19 protein-coding genes are annotated in these 15,892 nt (G+C 64.5%); 10 read left to right on the top strand and 9 right to left on the bottom strand.

The annotated features are described in order from the left end of the window. Positions 1-261: 261 nt before the first annotated feature. Positions 262-900 carry a YbhB/YbcL family Raf kinase inhibitor-like protein gene (locus tag EOD43_RS19155; RefSeq protein ID WP_127745632.1) on the top strand — a complete coding sequence of 213 codons (639 nt, stop codon included), beginning with the start codon at positions 262-264 and terminating at the stop codon, positions 898-900. After that, positions 897-1,094 carry a hypothetical protein gene (locus EOD43_RS19150; protein ID WP_127745631.1) on the top strand — a complete coding sequence of 66 codons (198 nt, stop codon included), beginning with the start codon at positions 897-899 and terminating at the stop codon, positions 1,092-1,094. Before EOD43_RS19155 ends, EOD43_RS19150 begins: the two co-directional genes overlap by 4 nt. Positions 1,095-1,128: 34 nt before the next feature. Here EOD43_RS19150 and EOD43_RS19145 read toward each other — a convergent pair whose 3' ends face one another. From EOD43_RS19145 to EOD43_RS19135, 3 genes are read right to left on the bottom strand one after another with little or no spacing between them, the layout of a single operon-like run. Next, complete coding sequence (locus EOD43_RS19145) at positions 1,129-1,863, bottom strand: dienelactone hydrolase family protein (RefSeq protein WP_127745630.1); 735 nt, start codon at positions 1,861-1,863, stop codon at positions 1,129-1,131. Further along, positions 1,860-2,837, bottom strand: coding sequence for a methyltransferase (locus tag EOD43_RS19140; protein WP_127745629.1), 978 nt, complete (start codon positions 2,835-2,837; stop codon positions 1,860-1,862). The genes EOD43_RS19145 and EOD43_RS19140 overlap by 4 nt, the downstream gene beginning before the upstream one ends. Beyond that, the gene (locus EOD43_RS19135; RefSeq protein ID WP_127745628.1) at positions 2,834-3,574 is read right to left on the bottom strand and encodes a Crp/Fnr family transcriptional regulator; all 741 of its coding nucleotides are present in this window, start codon (positions 3,572-3,574) and stop codon (positions 2,834-2,836) included. The genes EOD43_RS19140 and EOD43_RS19135 overlap by 4 nt, the downstream gene beginning before the upstream one ends. 159 nt (positions 3,575-3,733) lie before the next feature. Here EOD43_RS19135 and EOD43_RS19130 point away from each other — a divergent pair, with 159 nt between their 5' ends. The 3 genes from EOD43_RS19130 to EOD43_RS19120 are packed head-to-tail and all read left to right on the top strand — an operon-like array spanning position 3,734 to position 6,338. After that, complete coding sequence (locus EOD43_RS19130) at positions 3,734-4,624, top strand: iron-containing redox enzyme family protein (protein ID WP_127745627.1); 891 nt, start codon at positions 3,734-3,736, stop codon at positions 4,622-4,624. Beyond that, positions 4,615-5,910, top strand: a complete 1,296-nt coding sequence (locus EOD43_RS19125) for a dicarboxylate/amino acid:cation symporter (protein WP_276318210.1) — start codon at positions 4,615-4,617, stop codon at positions 5,908-5,910. Before EOD43_RS19130 ends, EOD43_RS19125 begins: the two co-directional genes overlap by 10 nt. After that, complete coding sequence (locus tag EOD43_RS19120; protein ID WP_127745626.1) at positions 5,907-6,338, top strand: DUF1810 domain-containing protein; 432 nt, start codon at positions 5,907-5,909, stop codon at positions 6,336-6,338. Before EOD43_RS19125 ends, EOD43_RS19120 begins: the two co-directional genes overlap by 4 nt. Here the strand turns inward: EOD43_RS19120 and EOD43_RS19115 are convergent. After that, positions 6,326-7,348 (bottom strand): ATP-dependent DNA ligase, encoded by a 1,023-nt coding sequence (locus EOD43_RS19115; protein WP_127745625.1) that lies wholly within the window; start codon positions 7,346-7,348, stop codon positions 6,326-6,328. The genes EOD43_RS19120 and EOD43_RS19115 overlap by 13 nt on opposite strands. A 15-nt stretch (positions 7,349-7,363) precedes the next feature. Continuing rightward, on the bottom strand, positions 7,364-8,281 hold the full coding sequence (locus tag EOD43_RS19110) for a dimethylarginine dimethylaminohydrolase family protein (RefSeq protein WP_127745624.1): 918 nt from the start codon (positions 8,279-8,281) through the stop codon (positions 7,364-7,366). Between the two features lie 163 nt (positions 8,282-8,444). Here EOD43_RS19110 and EOD43_RS19105 point away from each other — a divergent pair, with 163 nt between their 5' ends. From EOD43_RS19105 to EOD43_RS19095, 3 genes are read left to right on the top strand one after another with little or no spacing between them, the layout of a single operon-like run. Beyond that, the gene (locus EOD43_RS19105; protein ID WP_127745623.1) at positions 8,445-8,672 is read left to right on the top strand and encodes a hypothetical protein; all 228 of its coding nucleotides are present in this window, start codon (positions 8,445-8,447) and stop codon (positions 8,670-8,672) included. Between the two features lie 32 nt (positions 8,673-8,704). Beyond that, positions 8,705-10,897, top strand: a complete 2,193-nt coding sequence (locus EOD43_RS19100) for a catalase (protein ID WP_127745622.1) — start codon at positions 8,705-8,707, stop codon at positions 10,895-10,897. Next, the gene (locus EOD43_RS19095) at positions 10,887-11,453 is read left to right on the top strand and encodes an ankyrin repeat domain-containing protein (RefSeq protein ID WP_127745814.1); all 567 of its coding nucleotides are present in this window, start codon (positions 10,887-10,889) and stop codon (positions 11,451-11,453) included. The genes EOD43_RS19100 and EOD43_RS19095 overlap by 11 nt, the downstream gene beginning before the upstream one ends. Positions 11,454-11,721: 268 nt before the next feature. Here the strand turns inward: EOD43_RS19095 and EOD43_RS24160 are convergent, their stop codons facing one another. The 4 genes from EOD43_RS24160 to EOD43_RS19075 all read right to left on the bottom strand — a co-directional run bounded on the left by EOD43_RS24160 (position 11,722) and on the right by EOD43_RS19075 (position 13,826). After that, complete coding sequence (locus tag EOD43_RS24160) at positions 11,722-11,952, bottom strand: hypothetical protein (RefSeq protein WP_338069014.1); 231 nt, start codon at positions 11,950-11,952, stop codon at positions 11,722-11,724. 140 nt (positions 11,953-12,092) lie between these two features. Next, complete coding sequence (locus tag EOD43_RS19085; RefSeq protein WP_127745620.1) at positions 12,093-12,572, bottom strand: pyridoxamine 5'-phosphate oxidase family protein; 480 nt, start codon at positions 12,570-12,572, stop codon at positions 12,093-12,095. Between the two features lie 94 nt (positions 12,573-12,666). Next, positions 12,667-13,251, bottom strand: a complete 585-nt coding sequence (locus EOD43_RS19080; RefSeq protein WP_127745619.1) for a ClpP family protease — start codon at positions 13,249-13,251, stop codon at positions 12,667-12,669. Positions 13,252-13,316: 65 nt separating this feature from the next. Further along, positions 13,317-13,826, bottom strand: a complete 510-nt coding sequence (locus tag EOD43_RS19075) for a hemerythrin domain-containing protein (protein ID WP_127745618.1) — start codon at positions 13,824-13,826, stop codon at positions 13,317-13,319. Between the two features lie 274 nt (positions 13,827-14,100). Between EOD43_RS19075 and EOD43_RS19070 the strand changes: the two genes are divergently transcribed. Both EOD43_RS19070 and EOD43_RS19065 read left to right on the top strand, forming a co-directional pair. Next, complete coding sequence (locus EOD43_RS19070; protein ID WP_127745617.1) at positions 14,101-14,691, top strand: SRPBCC family protein; 591 nt, start codon at positions 14,101-14,103, stop codon at positions 14,689-14,691. Then, complete coding sequence (locus tag EOD43_RS19065; RefSeq protein WP_127745616.1) at positions 14,691-15,881, top strand: zinc-dependent alcohol dehydrogenase; 1,191 nt, start codon at positions 14,691-14,693, stop codon at positions 15,879-15,881. Before EOD43_RS19070 ends, EOD43_RS19065 begins: the two co-directional genes overlap by 1 nt. Positions 15,882-15,892: the final 11 nt, after the last annotated feature.

The raw sequence follows: 15,892 nt of genomic DNA, 5'->3' as shown, positions 1-15,892 counted from the left end.
CCGCCAGCTAATCCAGATCAGCAAGAATTTTCCCGCTCGCGTTGGTCGCTTGATCGGGCCGCGCGTTGGTGGGCTGAGCGCGCCGCAAAGACGATTGTCATGAAGATACACCCGACATCCGCCCTTCTCCCGTCGTGGATGAAACACCTGATTCCGCATGCGCGCGGGAGCGCCGCCTCAAGGGTTCGGCCGTCGCGACCCGGCGCTTGCGACGCTGCGCACAACCTGGCCCCGGCCGCGACGCCGCCCCAAGGCTGAGCTATGTTCGAACACGTGCCACATTGGCTGGGCGCCATGCTGCGCGAAGTGCGTGCCGGACATAACAAGCTGGCGGTCGCACAGCCCGAGCTTGCAGGGCTCGAACCATTTCATCTCGCCAGCCCCGCATTCGGTCCGGGCGGGCGTTTGCCGACACGCTTCACCGCCGACGGCGCCGGTGTATCGCCGCCGCTCGTGTGGCATAGCCTGCCCGCCGAAACCCAGCATCTGGCTTTGCTTGTCGAAGATCCCGACGCCCCCCTTCCTCGGCCATGGCTGCACGCTCTGATCTGGTGCCTGCCTGCGACGCAATATGCTCTCGACGAGGGGGCCATGATGCGTGGCGACAGCGCTGCAGGCCAGGATTGTGGGCAGGAGACGAGCATTGCGCAGCCATGGCTGGCGCCCGACCCGCCAACCGGACACGGCAGGCATGATTATGTTTTCGAGCTTTTTGCCTTGCGCGCCGCCCCTTCGCTTGGCGATCGTCCATCGCGAAGCGCCGTCATTGAGGCGATGGCGGGCGAGGTCCTGGGTGCTGCGGTCCTGGTCGGAACCTATGACAGGGGAACGCCCGCACCTCTCGACCAGGGGCTCGGCGCTGGCCCGGTCGATATCATCGCACGAAGGAGTCCTGCATGACCAAGGGATCGGACGATTTTCGCCGCAGCGTCGCGGCGCGTGCCGCCGAGTTGACGGGTGTCGACAAAACCGCCGTGCTGGCCGAGCTCTCGGCCGACGGCAGAACGCATCACGCCGCGTCGCGCCAGCTCGCCGCCGCGATCGAGCAGGCGATCCGTGAACTCGAAAAATCGACGGGGCAAGATATGTGCTAGCAAAAGATAGCCCAGGCTAGCGTAAGCTAGCAGGTTAGGATGGGAGGATGTTGTCGGCCGCCCCGAAGCTTTCTTCGAGAAAGGTGATCAGCGCTGCCCACGATGCCGCATCGGCGCTCGCGTCATAGGCCATGCGTGGATCGCGAAGTTCGTCAACAGCCCTATTGGTGAAGCTGTGAAGCGCGCGACCATAGATCAGCAATTGCCAGTCGGCATCGGCCTCGAACATCTCCGCCTGGAAGGCCGCCAGATCGTCCGGCGGGACAAGCGGGTCGCGGGCGCCCGTCGCTACGAAGATGCGGGTCTTGATATCATGGGGTCTTGCGGGCGCAGCGCTCGTCAAAAGGCCGTGAAAACTCGCGACGCCGGCCAGCTTGGCCCCGCTTCGGGCAAGTTCAAGGACGGCCATCCCGCCAAAGCAATAGCCGATCGCCGCGAGGTGGGCAGGCCCGCATCCTGTAACATGCGCCATAGCTTTGAGCGCCACGCCGATCCGCGCGCGCAACAGTGCAGGCTCCAAGCGCAGGCGCTCGACGGCGGATGACATGGCGTCGCCCGAGAGCACGCGCCCCCCGCCGTGCAGGTCAGCGGCGGCGGCCCAATAACCAAGTTCCGACAGGAGCGCGCAGCGCCGGCGGACATTGTTACCTATCCCGTCGGCTTCATGAATCACCAGAACGGCGCGTCCATTGGCCGATCCGCGCGGGGGATAGATTTCCCCCACATGACGCACCCCGTCGTGATGGTAGATGAGGGACTCTGCTTTCAACGGGCGTCCCTTTTCCTGAAGATCGCGGCGACAACCGCGATCCTGTCAACGTCGTGATAGGCCGGCGTCTCAAGCTCCTCGCCAAAGACGTCGGGGTCGAGTTCCTCGTAGGTCAGGTCACATGACGCGCCGGACGCGCGCTCGGCCAGCGCCCTACCGAGCGCGTCGGCGCCATCGACGATGGCGCTTCCCGAATAGAGAATGAGGCGTCCACCCGGAACAAGCCTCGGCAGCGTGTCTTCGACCATCCTCACCGCCACCGCCGCGCCGTGCATATTGCCGCCATCGCGATAATCGCGGTTATGCGGATCGATCATATAGGGAGGGTTGGCGAGCGCGAGGTCGATCGGGTCGTCAACGCCGTCGATATTGGCGCCGAGATGCGTACTGACCGACCGTCCCGCCGCGGCGGCGTTGATGCTTGCCAGCCGCAATGCTGCGGGGTTGATGTCGGTCAGGGTAAGGCTGGCCTGCGGCGCCAGCCGGCCCGCAGCGATGGCGCCCACGCCGGCGCCCGTGCCAATGTCGACGACATGCGCATGCCGAGACGCGGGATCGCGGGCAAGTTCGTCCCGGATGAGGCGGGCGAAGCGATAGCTGTCGGGACCGAAAAATACCGCGTCTGGCGCGTCGGTCGGGAATGCCGAGTGGGCAAAAAGGTCTCCGAAGAGCGAAGAAACCCGGATGCGTGACCGCGCCCGGCCGTTGTCGACTGGCTCGAGCATATGCGCAGCCTCCAGCAAGGCTAGTATCGCGGGATCCGCCTGCTCGCGCAGAAACGGCCGGCTCCAGCCGAAAATATCGGTCAGCCCTGGTCGAGGCGGCGATGACGCACGCGCGAGCACCCGTTGGTGCGTCGCAGGAGTCGGCGTCACGAACTCATAGCCTTGGCGCCGCAGGACCCGCAGCAACTCGAGCAGCGCCAGATCCTCCCGCGTCCAGCGCGGGATGTCGCTGTCGGCCAGGCCGCTCATCGCGCCGCGTCGGTCGCCGTCGTTCCCAACGCATCAAGATACAGATAATCCGGATCGAACTGGCCACGTCGACGCAACCCCTCGAGGTCCTGGATCTGCACCCGCGACGATCGGAAGCTCATGATATTCTCCTCGCGCAGCGAGCGCATGACGCGGTTGATATGCACGCTTGTTAATCCGCAAATCTCGGCCAGGTCGTTCTGGGTGATGGTGAGATCAAAGCTGCGGCCGTCGCTGAGGCCGACCGCCTCGAGGCGGGCATTGGTTTCACACAGGAAATGCGCAATACGCCCGGCGGCATCGAGCCGGCCAAGACGAAACAGCCATTCGCGGTGTATCGCGGCGTCGAGGAGCGTCGCATACCACAGCTTCTTTGCCAGATCGGGCTGTCTCGCGCAGATCTCATCTAGCGAGCGGTGCGGAATCTCGGCGATCCGCGCCGCGGTCAGCGTCGCGACATCGTGATCGAGCGTCTTGAGCGGATAGCCATGCAGATCGACGAAGTCGCCGGGCACGTGGACCGCCACCAGTTGTCGCAGACCATTGCGGTCGTCGCGATAGCGGCACATCAGACCTTCGATCAGTAAGGTGCTGCGGCCCAATGTTCGCCCAGCTTCGACGACAATCTGTCGCGACGGAATTTCGCGTATGTTGCTGACGGCGGCTTCGAGGGTCTCGCGCTCCTGCGGCGTGAGTTTCGCGCCCCGCCGTCGCCGTAGGAATTTGTCGGTGATCATCGCCGCACTCCCTGCTCGACCGCCCAACGCGCGGATGCGCGCCAGGAGCCACGCGCCCGGCAAAATCCCGCTGATCTAGATCAGTTTCACGTCGCAATGCGCAACCGTGGCGATGCTCCAGCGGTTTTGCACACACGCCCAAGACAAGACGAGGACAATATGGCGACCGCATTTCGCAGTGAACTCCGAGGCTCGCAATTCCTGACCGACAGCTTCCAGCGCGGCCTCGCGCACTGGAATCGCGAGCGGCTGGCCCCCGGTCTCCCGGGTGTCGACTGGCAAGTGGCGCTCGAGCGCGACAATCGCATGTTACGGCTCGAAGGCGGATTTCTCGAGGAGCTCCGCGCGGCCGTCATCGACGAGGCCGCCGCTGCGCCCACCGATCCCGATGGCTTTGTCGCGTGGTTCGAGAACCTCAAGGATGGGGGGCCTGGCCAGGGCGATCCACTCTTCCCCTGGCTGGCTGAACAGGCGAGTGCCGAGGAGCTGCGCTGGTTCTTCGAGCAGGAGGCCGCGGGCGAGGCGGGATTTGACGATCTGGTCGCGCTCACCCAGGTCAAGCTTCCGACCGCGCCCAAGCTTGAGCTGGCGCGCAATTATTGGGACGAAATGGGCCGTGGCAACATCAAGGGCATGCATGGCCCGATGCTCGACGATCTCGTTGCCACGCTCAATGTCGACCCGGTGATCGAGAAGACGGTCTGGGAAAGTCTCGCTCTTGCCAATGCCATGACCGCCATGGCGACCAGCCGGCGCTATGCGTGGCATTCGGTTGGTGCGCTGGGGGTCATTGAGCTGACGGCGCCCGGACGGTCGGCAATGGTTGCCAAGGGACTGCGCCGGATCGGGCTGAGCGACCGCGAGCGGCGCTACTTTGATCTGCATGCCGTTCTCGATGTCAAACATAGTGAGGACTGGAACCGCGAGGCGCTGCGTCCCGCGATCGCACAGGACCCGGCCCGCGCCACCGCGATCGCCGAGGGCGCGCTGATCAGGCTGTACCGCGGTCTTGCCTGCTTCGAACGCTACCGCGCAGACCTGTGGGCGTAACGCCCGCCCCGGCCCAAACCGGCCTGACGACGCTGGCCCGGGCAACGCTTGCGGCGCTCGTGTTGAGCCTGGGCGCGGGCGTGATTGCGGCTCGGGTGCAATGGGCCGGGATTGCCGTGTTCCTGAGCGTCGCCGACCCGATCGGCAAGCTCTGGCTCGATGCACTCACGATGACGATCGTGCCGCTCGTCTTTGGGCTGCTCGTCGGTGGTATCGCGAGTGCTGCTGCCAGCGCCGGTAGCAGCGGTGTCGCCACGCGCGCCACGATCTGGTTCGCAGCTTTGCTGATCGGTGCCTGTCTGGCCGCGGCTCTCGCCACCGAACTGGCCCTGGCTGTCAGCCCGGTTCCCGATGCGGCGGCGGGACTGCGCACCGATCTGCCGGCGCCTCAGATCGCCGCGCCGGCCTCATGGATCACCAGCCTCGTCCCGACCAACATCATCAAGGCCGCGGCCGACAGCGCGATGGTGCCGCTGGTTCTCTTCGCCCTGCTGTTCGGGCTGGCCGTCACCCGGATCGACCAGGACTTGCGCGCGCCCATCCTGCTGGTGTTCCGCGCGCTGGTCGAGACGATGCTCGTCATCGTGCGCTGGGTGCTCGCGCTCGCGCCACTGGGTGTCGCAGCCCTCGCCTTCGGCGTCGGCGCGCGCGTCGGACTGGGTGCGGCCGGAGCGCTGGTCCACTATGTCCTGATTGCTGCCAGCGCGTGCCTGCTCGCCACTGCGCTGGCCTATGTCGCAGCGACGATCGCCGGGCGGATCTCGCCACTCGCGTTCGCGCGCGCTGCCTTGCCCGCCCAGGTGGTCGCGCTGAGCACGCAGAGTTCGCTCGCCGCCTTGCCTGCGATGATCGCCGCCGCGCCCGCCTTGCGGGTTCCGGCAGCCAGCGCGGGGATCGTCCTGCCGCTCGCGGTCTCGCTGTTCCGTGCAGCCAGCGCTGCCGCTAATGTCGCCGTCGCGATCTATCTGGCACACCTTCACGGCCTGGCGCCCGGTCCCGCGACGATTGTCCTTGGGGCCCTGGTCGCGGTGCCGATCAGTCTGGCTGCGGTCGGATTACCGGCACAGGTGTCGTTCTTCGCCACGATTGGCCCGGTGTGCCTGGCTATGGGTGTGCCACTGACATTGCTCCCGCTTCTGCTGGCGGTTGAAACCATTCCCGATATCTTCCGCACCGTCGGCAACGTCACGGCCGATCTCGCCGTGCTCCGGATCGCCGGCCGAGGCGACGCCGTCGCGATCACGGGCGCGGGACAGGGCGCGCCATCGCTTCAACCCGCCGAATGAGCGGTCCGGCGAGCTTCGACCTGACGCGCTTTATCGATGCTCAGGCCGGGTCGTTTGCGCGAGCGTTGAGCGAGCTGGAAAGCGGCGTCAAGGCCAGCCATTGGATGTGGTTTATCTTTCCCCAACTGGCGGGCCTGGGTCGGAGTGCGCAGGCCCGCATCTATGCGATCAGTTCGCTCGAGGAGGCGAGGGCCTATCTTGCCCATCCGGTTCTCGGGGCCCGGCTGCGGACCAGCGTGCAAGCGCTTCAGGCACTCGACGGGGACGATCCGGCGGAAATCTTTGGCCCGCTCGACGCGCTCAAATTGCGCTCGTCGCTGACGTTGTTCGGGCGCGCGGGCGGCGGCCCGCTGTTCGACGCCGCGCTTGCTCGATGGTATGGAGGTCCCGACCCGGCGACGCTCGCGCTGCTCAATCAGACCGCCTGATCAATCGCAGCGAGATCGGCGGGGCTCGCCTCGCGCACGAGCTGCTCCATCCCGCACTGGCGGGGCGCCTTGTCGGGACGCCACCGCAAAATACGGGTTCCGTGGCGGAACCGGTCGCCTGTTACTTGGTCATAGGCAACTTCCACCACCAGCGCGGGGGTCAAAGGCTCCCAGTGCCGGTCCCGCCCTGCACTCCAGCGGCTCGGGCCGTCTGGCGATTTTCCATCAAAGCCGGCACCGTCGCGATGCGGCCTGATGCGGCGCTCGAGCGCGCTGTGATCCTCGGCCCGGATCGCGGCTGTGAAACCGACATGGTGGAGCAGTCCTGTGTCATCATAGAGCCCCAGCAGCAGCGAGACGATCCTCCCATCCTCGGCGCGACGCAGACCGCCGACGACGCAGTCGGCCGATCGGTGAACCTTCACCTTGAGCATCGCCCGTTTGCCCGACTGATATGGCTGATCGAGCCTCTTGGCGACGACCCCGTCGAGCGCTCCGCCGCTTTGAGCAAGCCATGCCTGCGCGGCGGCGCGCTTTTCGCTCTTGTGCGACAGGAGGAGCGAGGCGCTGCTCGCCCGCGCGTGAAACGCCTCAAGCGCCCTACGCCGAGCTGTCAGGGGTTGGTCTGCCAGCTGGTCCGGGCCACTCGCCAGGCAATCGAAGAGCATCAGTTGCGCCGGGGTCGCGACGGACAGCTTTGCGATGCGGCTGGGCGCCGGATGCAGGCGCTGCTGGAGCGCATCGAACGAAAGGCTTCCGCCCTTGGGCAGGATGATCTCGCCGTCGAGAATGAAGCGGCGCTCCCGGCAGCCGGCGACCGCATCGACCAGCTCCGGGAAATAACGTTCGAGCCGCTTGCCCGCCTTGGACCAGAGCGCGATCCGCGCGCCGTCACGCACGATGATCGCGCGAAAGCCGTCCCACTTGGGCTCGAACTGCCAGCCGGGGGCGTCGGGAAGCGCGCTGACGAGCCGCGCCTCCATAGGGGCTATGGGAGCAACGTCGCTCATCGTCGTGAGAGGCCGTCAGCCCTGGCAGTCGCCGACGCGCGCGAGCGGCATCGTCAGGCAATGCACACCGCCCCCGCAGCGCGTGAACTGGTCGAGTTCGAGCGTGTCGACAGTGTAGCCGCGGCTCCGTAAGAGCGCCGTCACACGCTCATTGTCTGCCGAAGCGATGAGGCGGCGGCCTCCGAGCGACAGAAGATTGCAGCCAAGCCCGCGCGCTTCCTTGTAGGTGACGGGAATAGTCTCGATGCCGTGGCGCGCAAGCTGGGCAAGGAAGTCGTCCGACAGAACATCGGTGCAGGCAACCGCGAGCCCGTCATCGACCATGGCGAACTGCGTATCGAGATGCAGGAAATGCGGATCGAACGGGTAGATGATCACATCCCAACGCCGTGCGCGGAAGATGTCGGCGATCTCGGCGGCGCCCTGCGCGTTGGTACGCTCGCCCGAGCAACCGATAATGACCAGACCCTCGCGCACGATCGCGATATCGCCGCCTTCCGCCGTGCCTCCGTTCACCCTGCCGGCGAGCAGGGCTCCCATTCGGCGCGCCGCGACGAGCGCGAGATCCGCCTCGCGCCGGCGATGCCCGGTGGCAGGCCGCAGCGCCAGCAGTCCCCAGGGGGTCGTGACCAACGCATCCCGGGTGAAGCACATGTCGGGCATTGCCGGATCGGGACGGATGAAGTGACAGCGCACACCGCCGCGTTCGAGAGCCGACTGCAGCGCACGGTGCTGCCTCAGCGCAAGCGGCACCGACGTCTCAAAGCCGTCGCGCAGCGATTCCTGGGTGACCGAGCAACAGGGCACGGGCTCGAGGAAGGCGGGCCGGCACAACAGAACGTCGGTGAGGCGGTCGGTTTCGCTGCGGACGCTCCACCGCTCGTTTGAACGAAGGCGACTTTCTTCGCCGCGCTGAAAAACGTCGAGTTTCATGAATCATCCTCAGGATTGCCTTGTCGAAGCGCTCAAGCAAAAGCCGAGGTTCCCGCAGCCGGAGCCGTGACTGATCTGCGTTAGGGCGATTAGCCGTCCGCCGCTGCAACATCACCTCCGCTCACGCATTGAGGCGGCTTCACCCTGCAAAGGAGAGTTCGCGATGCGACTATTCCCACGAGGCTGCCCAACGGCGCTGACGCTGCTCGCCGCCGGTTTGATCTTGCCCGCCTGCAACATGCGTCAGGATCAGGCCGGACCGAATGGAAGCGAGGAGAAGGTCTCAAATGCGCAGATGGTCGAGCCCGTCGACACCACGCCGCTGAGTTCGACCCCCGGCGCCGCGCCTGACAACAGCCAGGTCGAACCGCGCGACCCGGTCACGCGCTGAACCATTTCAAGCTACCGCGAAAGGAACTGCCGATGGCTCGCAAGCCCGCCTCGTCCGCAACCCCGACCAAGGCCGCGCGCAAGAGCGCTGGTGAGAGCGCCAAGAAGGCCCCGAAACTGCCGGGCGACGTCGAGATGGCGACGAGCTTTGCCGAGCCGCAGGGTCAGGGTGGTGAGACGCATCAGGTCGCGGCCGGTGATATTGCGATCCTGACCTCGGCACAGGGCATGCCCATTGCAGACGACCAGAACAGCCTGAAATATGGCGCCCGTGGTCCGACCCTGCTGGAGGATCCGCATTTTCGCGAGAAGATTTTCCACTTCGACCATGAGCGGATCCCCGAGCGCGTTGTCCACGCACGCGGTTTCGGCGCGCACGGCTTTTTCGAGCTGACCGACAGCCTCGCCGACGTCACCCGCGCGGATGTCCTGCAGCGCGTGGGCGAGCGCACGCCGGCGTTTGTGCGCTTTTCCACGGTTGCGGGTTCGAAGGGCTCGTTCGATCTTGCGCGTGACGTTCGTGGCTTTGCCGTCAAGCTTTACACCAAGGAAGGCAACTGGGACCTCGTCGGCAACAACATCCCGGTCTTCTTCATCCAGGACGCGATCAAATTCCCCGACCTGATCCACGCGGCCAAACCCGAGCCCGATCGCGGATTTCCCCAGGCGCAGACCGCGCACGACAATTTCTGGGATTTTGTCAGCCTGACGCCCGAAAGCATGCACATGATCATGTGGATCATGTCCGACCGCACGATTCCGCGATCCTATCGCACGATGGAAGGCTTCGGGGTGCATACCTTCCGGCTGGTCTCGGCCGAAGGCAAGTCGACCTTCGTCAAATTTCACTGGAAGCCCAAGCAGGGGCTTCAATCGGTGGTCTGGAACGAGGCGGTCAAGATCAACGGTGCGGACCCCGATTTCCACCGTCGCGATTTGTGGGACGCGATCAACGCCGGCGATTTTCCCGAGTGGGAGCTGGGTGTTCAGCTGTTCGATGAGGCCTTTGCCGAAGCGTTCGACTTCGATGTTCTCGACGCGACCAAGATCATCCCCGAAGAGCTCATCCCGGTACGAACCGTGGGCCGGCTGGTACTCGACCGCGTGGTCGACAATTTCTTCGCCGAAACCGAGCAGGTCGCCTTCTGCACCCAAAACGTCGTGCCCGGGATCGACTTCACCAACGATCCGCTGCTCCAGGGACGCAATTTCTCGTATCTCGATACCCAGCTCAAGCGCCTGGGCAGCCCGAACTTCACGCACATCCCCATCAACGCTCCCAAATGTCCGGTCGCCAACTTCCAGCAGGACGGTCATATGGCGATCGCCAATCCGCGCGGACGGGTCAATTACGAGCCGAACAGCTGGGGTGCCTCGATAGGTGGTCCGCGCGAAAGCCCCGAGCGCGGGTTCACGAGCTTTCCGGCCGAAGACCAGGGCCCCAAATTGCGCATCCGTCCCGAGAGCTTTGCCGACCATTACAGCCAGGCACGGCAATTCTATGTGAGCCAGCTTGCGATCGAGCAGAAGCACATCGCGGATGCGCTTGTCTTCGAATTGTCGAAAGTCGAACGTCCGGACATTCGGGCACGCATGGTCTCACACCTCCTTCATATCGATGAGATGCTTGCCAACACGGTGGCCGACGGGCTGGGGCTGGCGACGCTCCCAGCGCCCGCGCAAGCCGCTCGAGCGCCCCTTCCCGACCTTCCGCCTTCGGATCCGTTGTCGATCGTCAAGAATGGCCCAGCAAGCTTCAAGGGCCGCAAGCTCGGCATCCTCATGAGCGACGGCGCTGATGCGGCGATCTTTACCGGGCTCACCAAGGCGCTCGACAAGGTCGGCGCCCTCTATGAGGTGATTGCTCCCAAGGTGGGAGGCATCACCCTGGCGGACGGCACAGCGATTGCGGCCAAACATAAGATCGACGGCGGACCATCGGTGCTGTTCGATGCGGTCGCCATCCTCGTTTCGGACGAAGGCGCCGCGCTTCTCGCCGGTGACGCCGCGGCGCAGGATTTCGTTCGCGACGCGTTTGGACATTGCAAGTTCATCGGCCTGACGCGCTCCGCTGAGCCAATCTTCGTGAAGGCCGGTATCGCCGATATGCTCGACGACGCCTGCCTTGCGATTGCCAGCGCCAAGGATGCGGCGGCGTTTGTCGAGGCGATCGCGCCACTTCGCTTCTGGCCGCGCGAGCTTGAAGTCGATCTCGATGCGAAGTGATCCAGCGTCCCCCCCGGCACCGGGAGCGGCGGTATTACCGCCGCTCCCCTCCCCAGCCCGCCTTCAGCAATTGCTGTTCGACGCCGCCAGGCTGGGTCGGATCGATGTCCTGCCCGCGCTTCTCGAGGCGGGGGTCGACATCGAGGCACGCGATGACAAGGGTCACACGCCGCTGATCCTGGCCAGCTATAACGGGCATGCCGCTGCCACCGAGGCGCTGATCAAAGCCGGTGCCCGGGTCGACGCGCCCGACAGCGCGCGCGGCAACACGGCGCTGATGGGCGTGGTTTTTAAGGGCTATGAGGCTTTTGTGGACAGGCTGCTCATCGCCGGCGCCGACCCGGAGCGCGCCAACCATGCCGGGCAGACCGCGCTTATGATGGCGGCGATGTTCGGTCGCACCGCGATTATCGATCGCCTGCTCGCCGCGGGCGCCGATCCGCTCAGAGTCGACGCGGTCGGCAACAGCGCTTGGTCGGTTGCCCGCGGTCAGGGCAACGAGGTGATTGTACAAAGGCTGATGGCTGGCCGCCGTGCGCGGCAATCCAGACACTGACGACCGCCGAAACGCGCTGCTGGCGAGCGCGCTGTGCGATAGTCCAAAATCGCCCCGCCCCGCCCTGCCCTTTGCCCAGCTTTTGCTGGCAATGCGTCTTTCTGGCTTGCTGACCTTGCCCGCAAGCAAAAGCCGTGATCGAATGCGTCATCGGCCTGCGCCCATCGCGTCCCTTGAGGGCGGTTCGATCGGCTTTGCGTGCACGCGCGGCTGATCAGCCGGTCGTGTATGCCGCGGTCATACCGAACACTGGAAGGGTCGCGCCAGCTCAGGCGGGTGGCTCTTCATCTTTTGATGGGGGGTGGAGCGCGGCATACCAGGCGGCATAGGGGCTGTTGCGCACCGTATGCCGGTTCAGGTCGGGCGCGCCATCGCTCCACCAGACCGGCCCCCGCTCGCCCAGCGCATGCTTCGCCCGATCAACCGCGATGTGCGCTTCGTCCTGCGCCGCCTGATCGCCTGCGCGTCTCGCGGTGCCAACCGCCCTGCGCGCCGCCATCAACGCCTTGACCAGGCTGCCGCGCTCTGGTTCGGGAAGCGCTGGATTGCTTCGCCGCCACAGCCGGCCTCGCACCACGATATAACGGCCATCTGGGGTGACGGGCGGCGGGACCGGACCGCGCCCGCCGCCGCGTCCCATCAGACCGCGGTCGAACTGACCTGAGCGTGACTTCCCGCCTGATCAGAGCGGATGGTTCCGCCGAACAGCATCTTGAGCTTGCCAGCAAGCGACATATCCGTTTCCCACAGCTCGGCATCGTCGATGTCGAAGCGCAGCAGCGCAAGATTGGGATCGGCCTTGCCGCCGGGGAACCAGGCCTCGACCGGCTTGGACCACAATTTGTCGATCATCGCCGGATCCTGGTCGATCTGCGCACGTCCCGAAAGACAGGCGAAGAAGTCCTGCCCCTTGGAGACGAACTGGACCATCGCCTGCCCGCCGGCCGCGAGCCGGTTATCCCGCCCAATGAAGAAGTAGAGACGATCGACCTGATCCTTGTCGAGCTGGACGGTAAGGGGTTCGCTATGCTGGCCGTTGCCCGTCAACCCAACCATGACGAAGGGTCCGTCGCTCATCTTATCCCACAGATGTTGCTTGAGCGTCTGCGCGTCGGCCATATCATATCTCCTTGGATGTTCGGGTCTAACGACGCTGCGGGCGCGAAGTTCTGTGCCCGCGGTCACATTCGCGGCGGCCGCCTGGTGGCCGGTGTCAGATAACGGCGGTGACCAGACCGAGCGCGACGGCCTCGTTGGCCTCGATATACCAGTTGGACGGCGCGCGGCGCAGCACCTCCTCCATCGTGACCGCGCTCCCACGGATCAGGTTGGCGAAGCCTTCATTCTGGATCGCGATCGAGCTTTCTATTTCATGGAGCGTCGCCCTGACGCTGGCGATGCACGTCGTGAGGGGCCCTTCGACCTGCAGCGTCTTCGACATCTTGCGTTCGTGGATCATCAGCCGCGTCCCGCGGGTGAGAAAACGGTTTTCGGTCGCAAAGAACGACATGAAGGTCGTACCCGCCGAATAAATCGCGGCTTTGCCCAGGAAAACGAAGCGGCGATCGGGGTTGAGATCGCTGTGGAAGCGGATGTCCTCACCCATCATGCGCGCGACTTCGGGATCACCGCCCAAGGTGGACAATTCGACATGGACCCTTCCGGCACTGCTCTGGGAGGCGAGCGCAGCCTCGAGCTTTGTGCGAAAGTCACGGTACATGTCATAGTCGACGGGACCGGAGAGCAGGATGGCGGGATTGCGGAAATCGGGGGCAGTCAAAGCGGGTGCTGCGGCCATGGCGTATCTCGGAGCAGGGGATGGACGGGCGCGTGTGCGCCCGTCCTCAAGGGCAGTGCGAGGGATCAGGCCGCGACCGGGTTGATCGTGACGGGCCTGGCAGGCGCAAGCCCTGCCCCCTTTGCCTGTTCCATCAGCTCTTCCTTGAGCTGCGCCATCTGATCGCGCAGGGCCACCAGATCGACATCGGTCTGCCGACATTGCGCGAACATGCCCTCGGACGGCATCTCTTCCTCATGGACGTGGTGCTTGATCTCTTCTGACAGCACCTTGACCTTGGCGTCGTAATAAGCCGCGTCGGGACTTGAAGCTTCGATGTCGTTGATCAAGACCTTGGCCCCGTCATGTTCGACATAGGCCTCATCGAGAATATCATCCTCGATCTTGCCGCGGAACGCGGGATAGAAAATCTCCTCCTCGATCATCGTATGGATTTTCAGTTCGACGCAGATTTCGTGCGCGATCTTCTGCTTCCTCGAACCGCCACGTGCCTTTTCGAATTGCTCGAACAGGTCTTCCACTTTGCGGTGGTCGGCCTTCAGCAATGCAATGGCGTCGGTAAAATTATCGACCACGGCTCGCCTCCTTTGTGCGCGGATGCCACGTCGCGTCGCGCTTCGAGCGAAAGACTCCCGCCGCCCCGCCCTGTTCCGTTCTCAGCGATCCACAGATGCCTGAATCGGCCAGAAAATCGTCCTGATCCAGATCAGTGTCGGTCAGAGCGCGGAACGTGCTTCCGCGAACCCATAACGATGCATCTTGTTTCAATGGGTTGCGCATCGAAACGATCGGAACGGCCGATCGGAGCGGAGGTTGAGCAGGCTCATCGTCCCACGGAGATTTCCGATCATGAGCGACAGCTTTTCCGAGCGGCGCGACGACGCTCCGCTCTCAACGTCCAAAAACACAGATGCGGTCAGGCAGGCCACGACGGAGCTTGTCGAGCCCAAGGGCGAGACGCTGATCGGCCGGACAGTCACGATCAACCGTCCGCGCGCCGAACTCTACGCATATTGGCGTGATCTGACCAACCTGCCGAGCTTCATGGATAATGTCATACGGGTCGATGCGATTGACGATCGCACAAGCCATTGGGTGGTCAAGGCGCCTGCCGGCCGCACGGTCGAATGGGATGCTGTGATTACCGAGGACGTCCAAGGCGAAACGATCGCCTGGGCGTCCGCCGAGGGCGCCGATGTGCCCAACAGCGGTCGCATCGATTTTCGGGACGAGCCGGGCGGCCGCGGCACCCACGTCACCGCAACGATCGTCTACGATCCGCCGGCAGGCGTGGTGGGCAAGCTGATCGCGAAGCTTTTTCAGCGCGAGCCCGCCATTCAGGCGCGTCGCGACCTGCGCCGTTTCAAGCAGCTCATGGAGACCGGCGAGATCGCCACATCGTCGCGCACCCGCGCGCAGTTCGAAGAGGAGACGGCCTGATGCGTGCGTTGACCTGGCATGGTAAGCATGACGTCCGCGTCGATACGGTTGACGATCCCGAAATCCTCAATCCGCGCGATGCGATCATCAAGATCACCTCGACGGCGATCTGCGGGTCGGACCTTCACCTGTACGATGGCTATATCCCCACGATGCAGGCGGGCGATATCCTGGGGCACGAATTCATGGGCGAGGTGGTCGAGACCGGCCCGAAGTCGACACTGAAGAAAGGCCAGCGCGTCGTCGTCCCCTTCACGATCGCGTGCGGCGCCTGCTTCCATTGCTCCAAGCATCAATATTCGGCGTGCGACAATGGCAATCCGGCGGACAATCAGGACATTGCGATGGAGCTGTACGGCCAGCCGATGTCGGGTCTGTTCGGCTATAGCCACATGACCGGCGGCTATGCCGGCGGTCAGGCCGAATATGTGCGCGTGCCCTTCTCCGATATGGGGCCGATCGTGATCCCCGACGGGGTTGAGGACGACAAGGTGTTATTCCTGTCAGATATCCTGCCCACCGGGTGGATGGCGGCGGAAAATGCGCAGATCGAGCCGGGCGACACCGTCGCAGTCTGGGGTTGCGGACCGGTCGGGCTGTTCGCGGTGCAGTCGGCGATGCTGATGGGCGCCGCGCGCGTGATCGCGATCGATCACTTCCCGCATCGGCTCGAGCTCGCCAGGAAGTTTGGCGCCCAGACGATCAACTTCGAGGAAAGCGCGGTTTACGAAGCGCTGATGGAGATGACGGGCGGGGTCGGACCCGATGCGGTGATCGACGCCGTCGGTCTCGAGGCGCATGGCTTCTTCGTCGACAATGTCGTTGACCAGATCAAGGCGTCGACCTTTCTGGGCACCGATCGCACCCATTCGATCCGCCAGGCAATCGTTGCGTGTCGCAAGGGCGGGCGGGTATCGATGCCGGCGGTCTATGGCGGCATCGTCGACAAGTTCCCGCTTGGCGCCTTCATGGAAAAGGGGCTGACGCTCAAGACGGGTCAGACCCATGTCCAGCATTATCTGCCCGGTCTGCTTAATGCGGTCATGGAGGACAAGATCGACACGACCTTCCTCATCTCGCATCGCCTGCCGCTCGAGCAGGCGCCCGATGGCTACCGGATGTTTCATGACAATCAAAACGAGGTGACCAAGGTCGTGCTGAAACCCGGCATGGCGCTTGCAGCCAAATGAGGAGAGAGCTG

It is taken from the genome of Sphingomonas crocodyli (genome assembly GCF_004005865.1).
GTDB classification, from domain to species: domain Bacteria; phylum Pseudomonadota; class Alphaproteobacteria; order Sphingomonadales; family Sphingomonadaceae; genus Rhizorhabdus; species Rhizorhabdus crocodyli.
The sequence above is the reverse complement of the archived record's forward strand: the minus strand, read 5'-3'. Positions and strand labels throughout refer to the sequence as shown.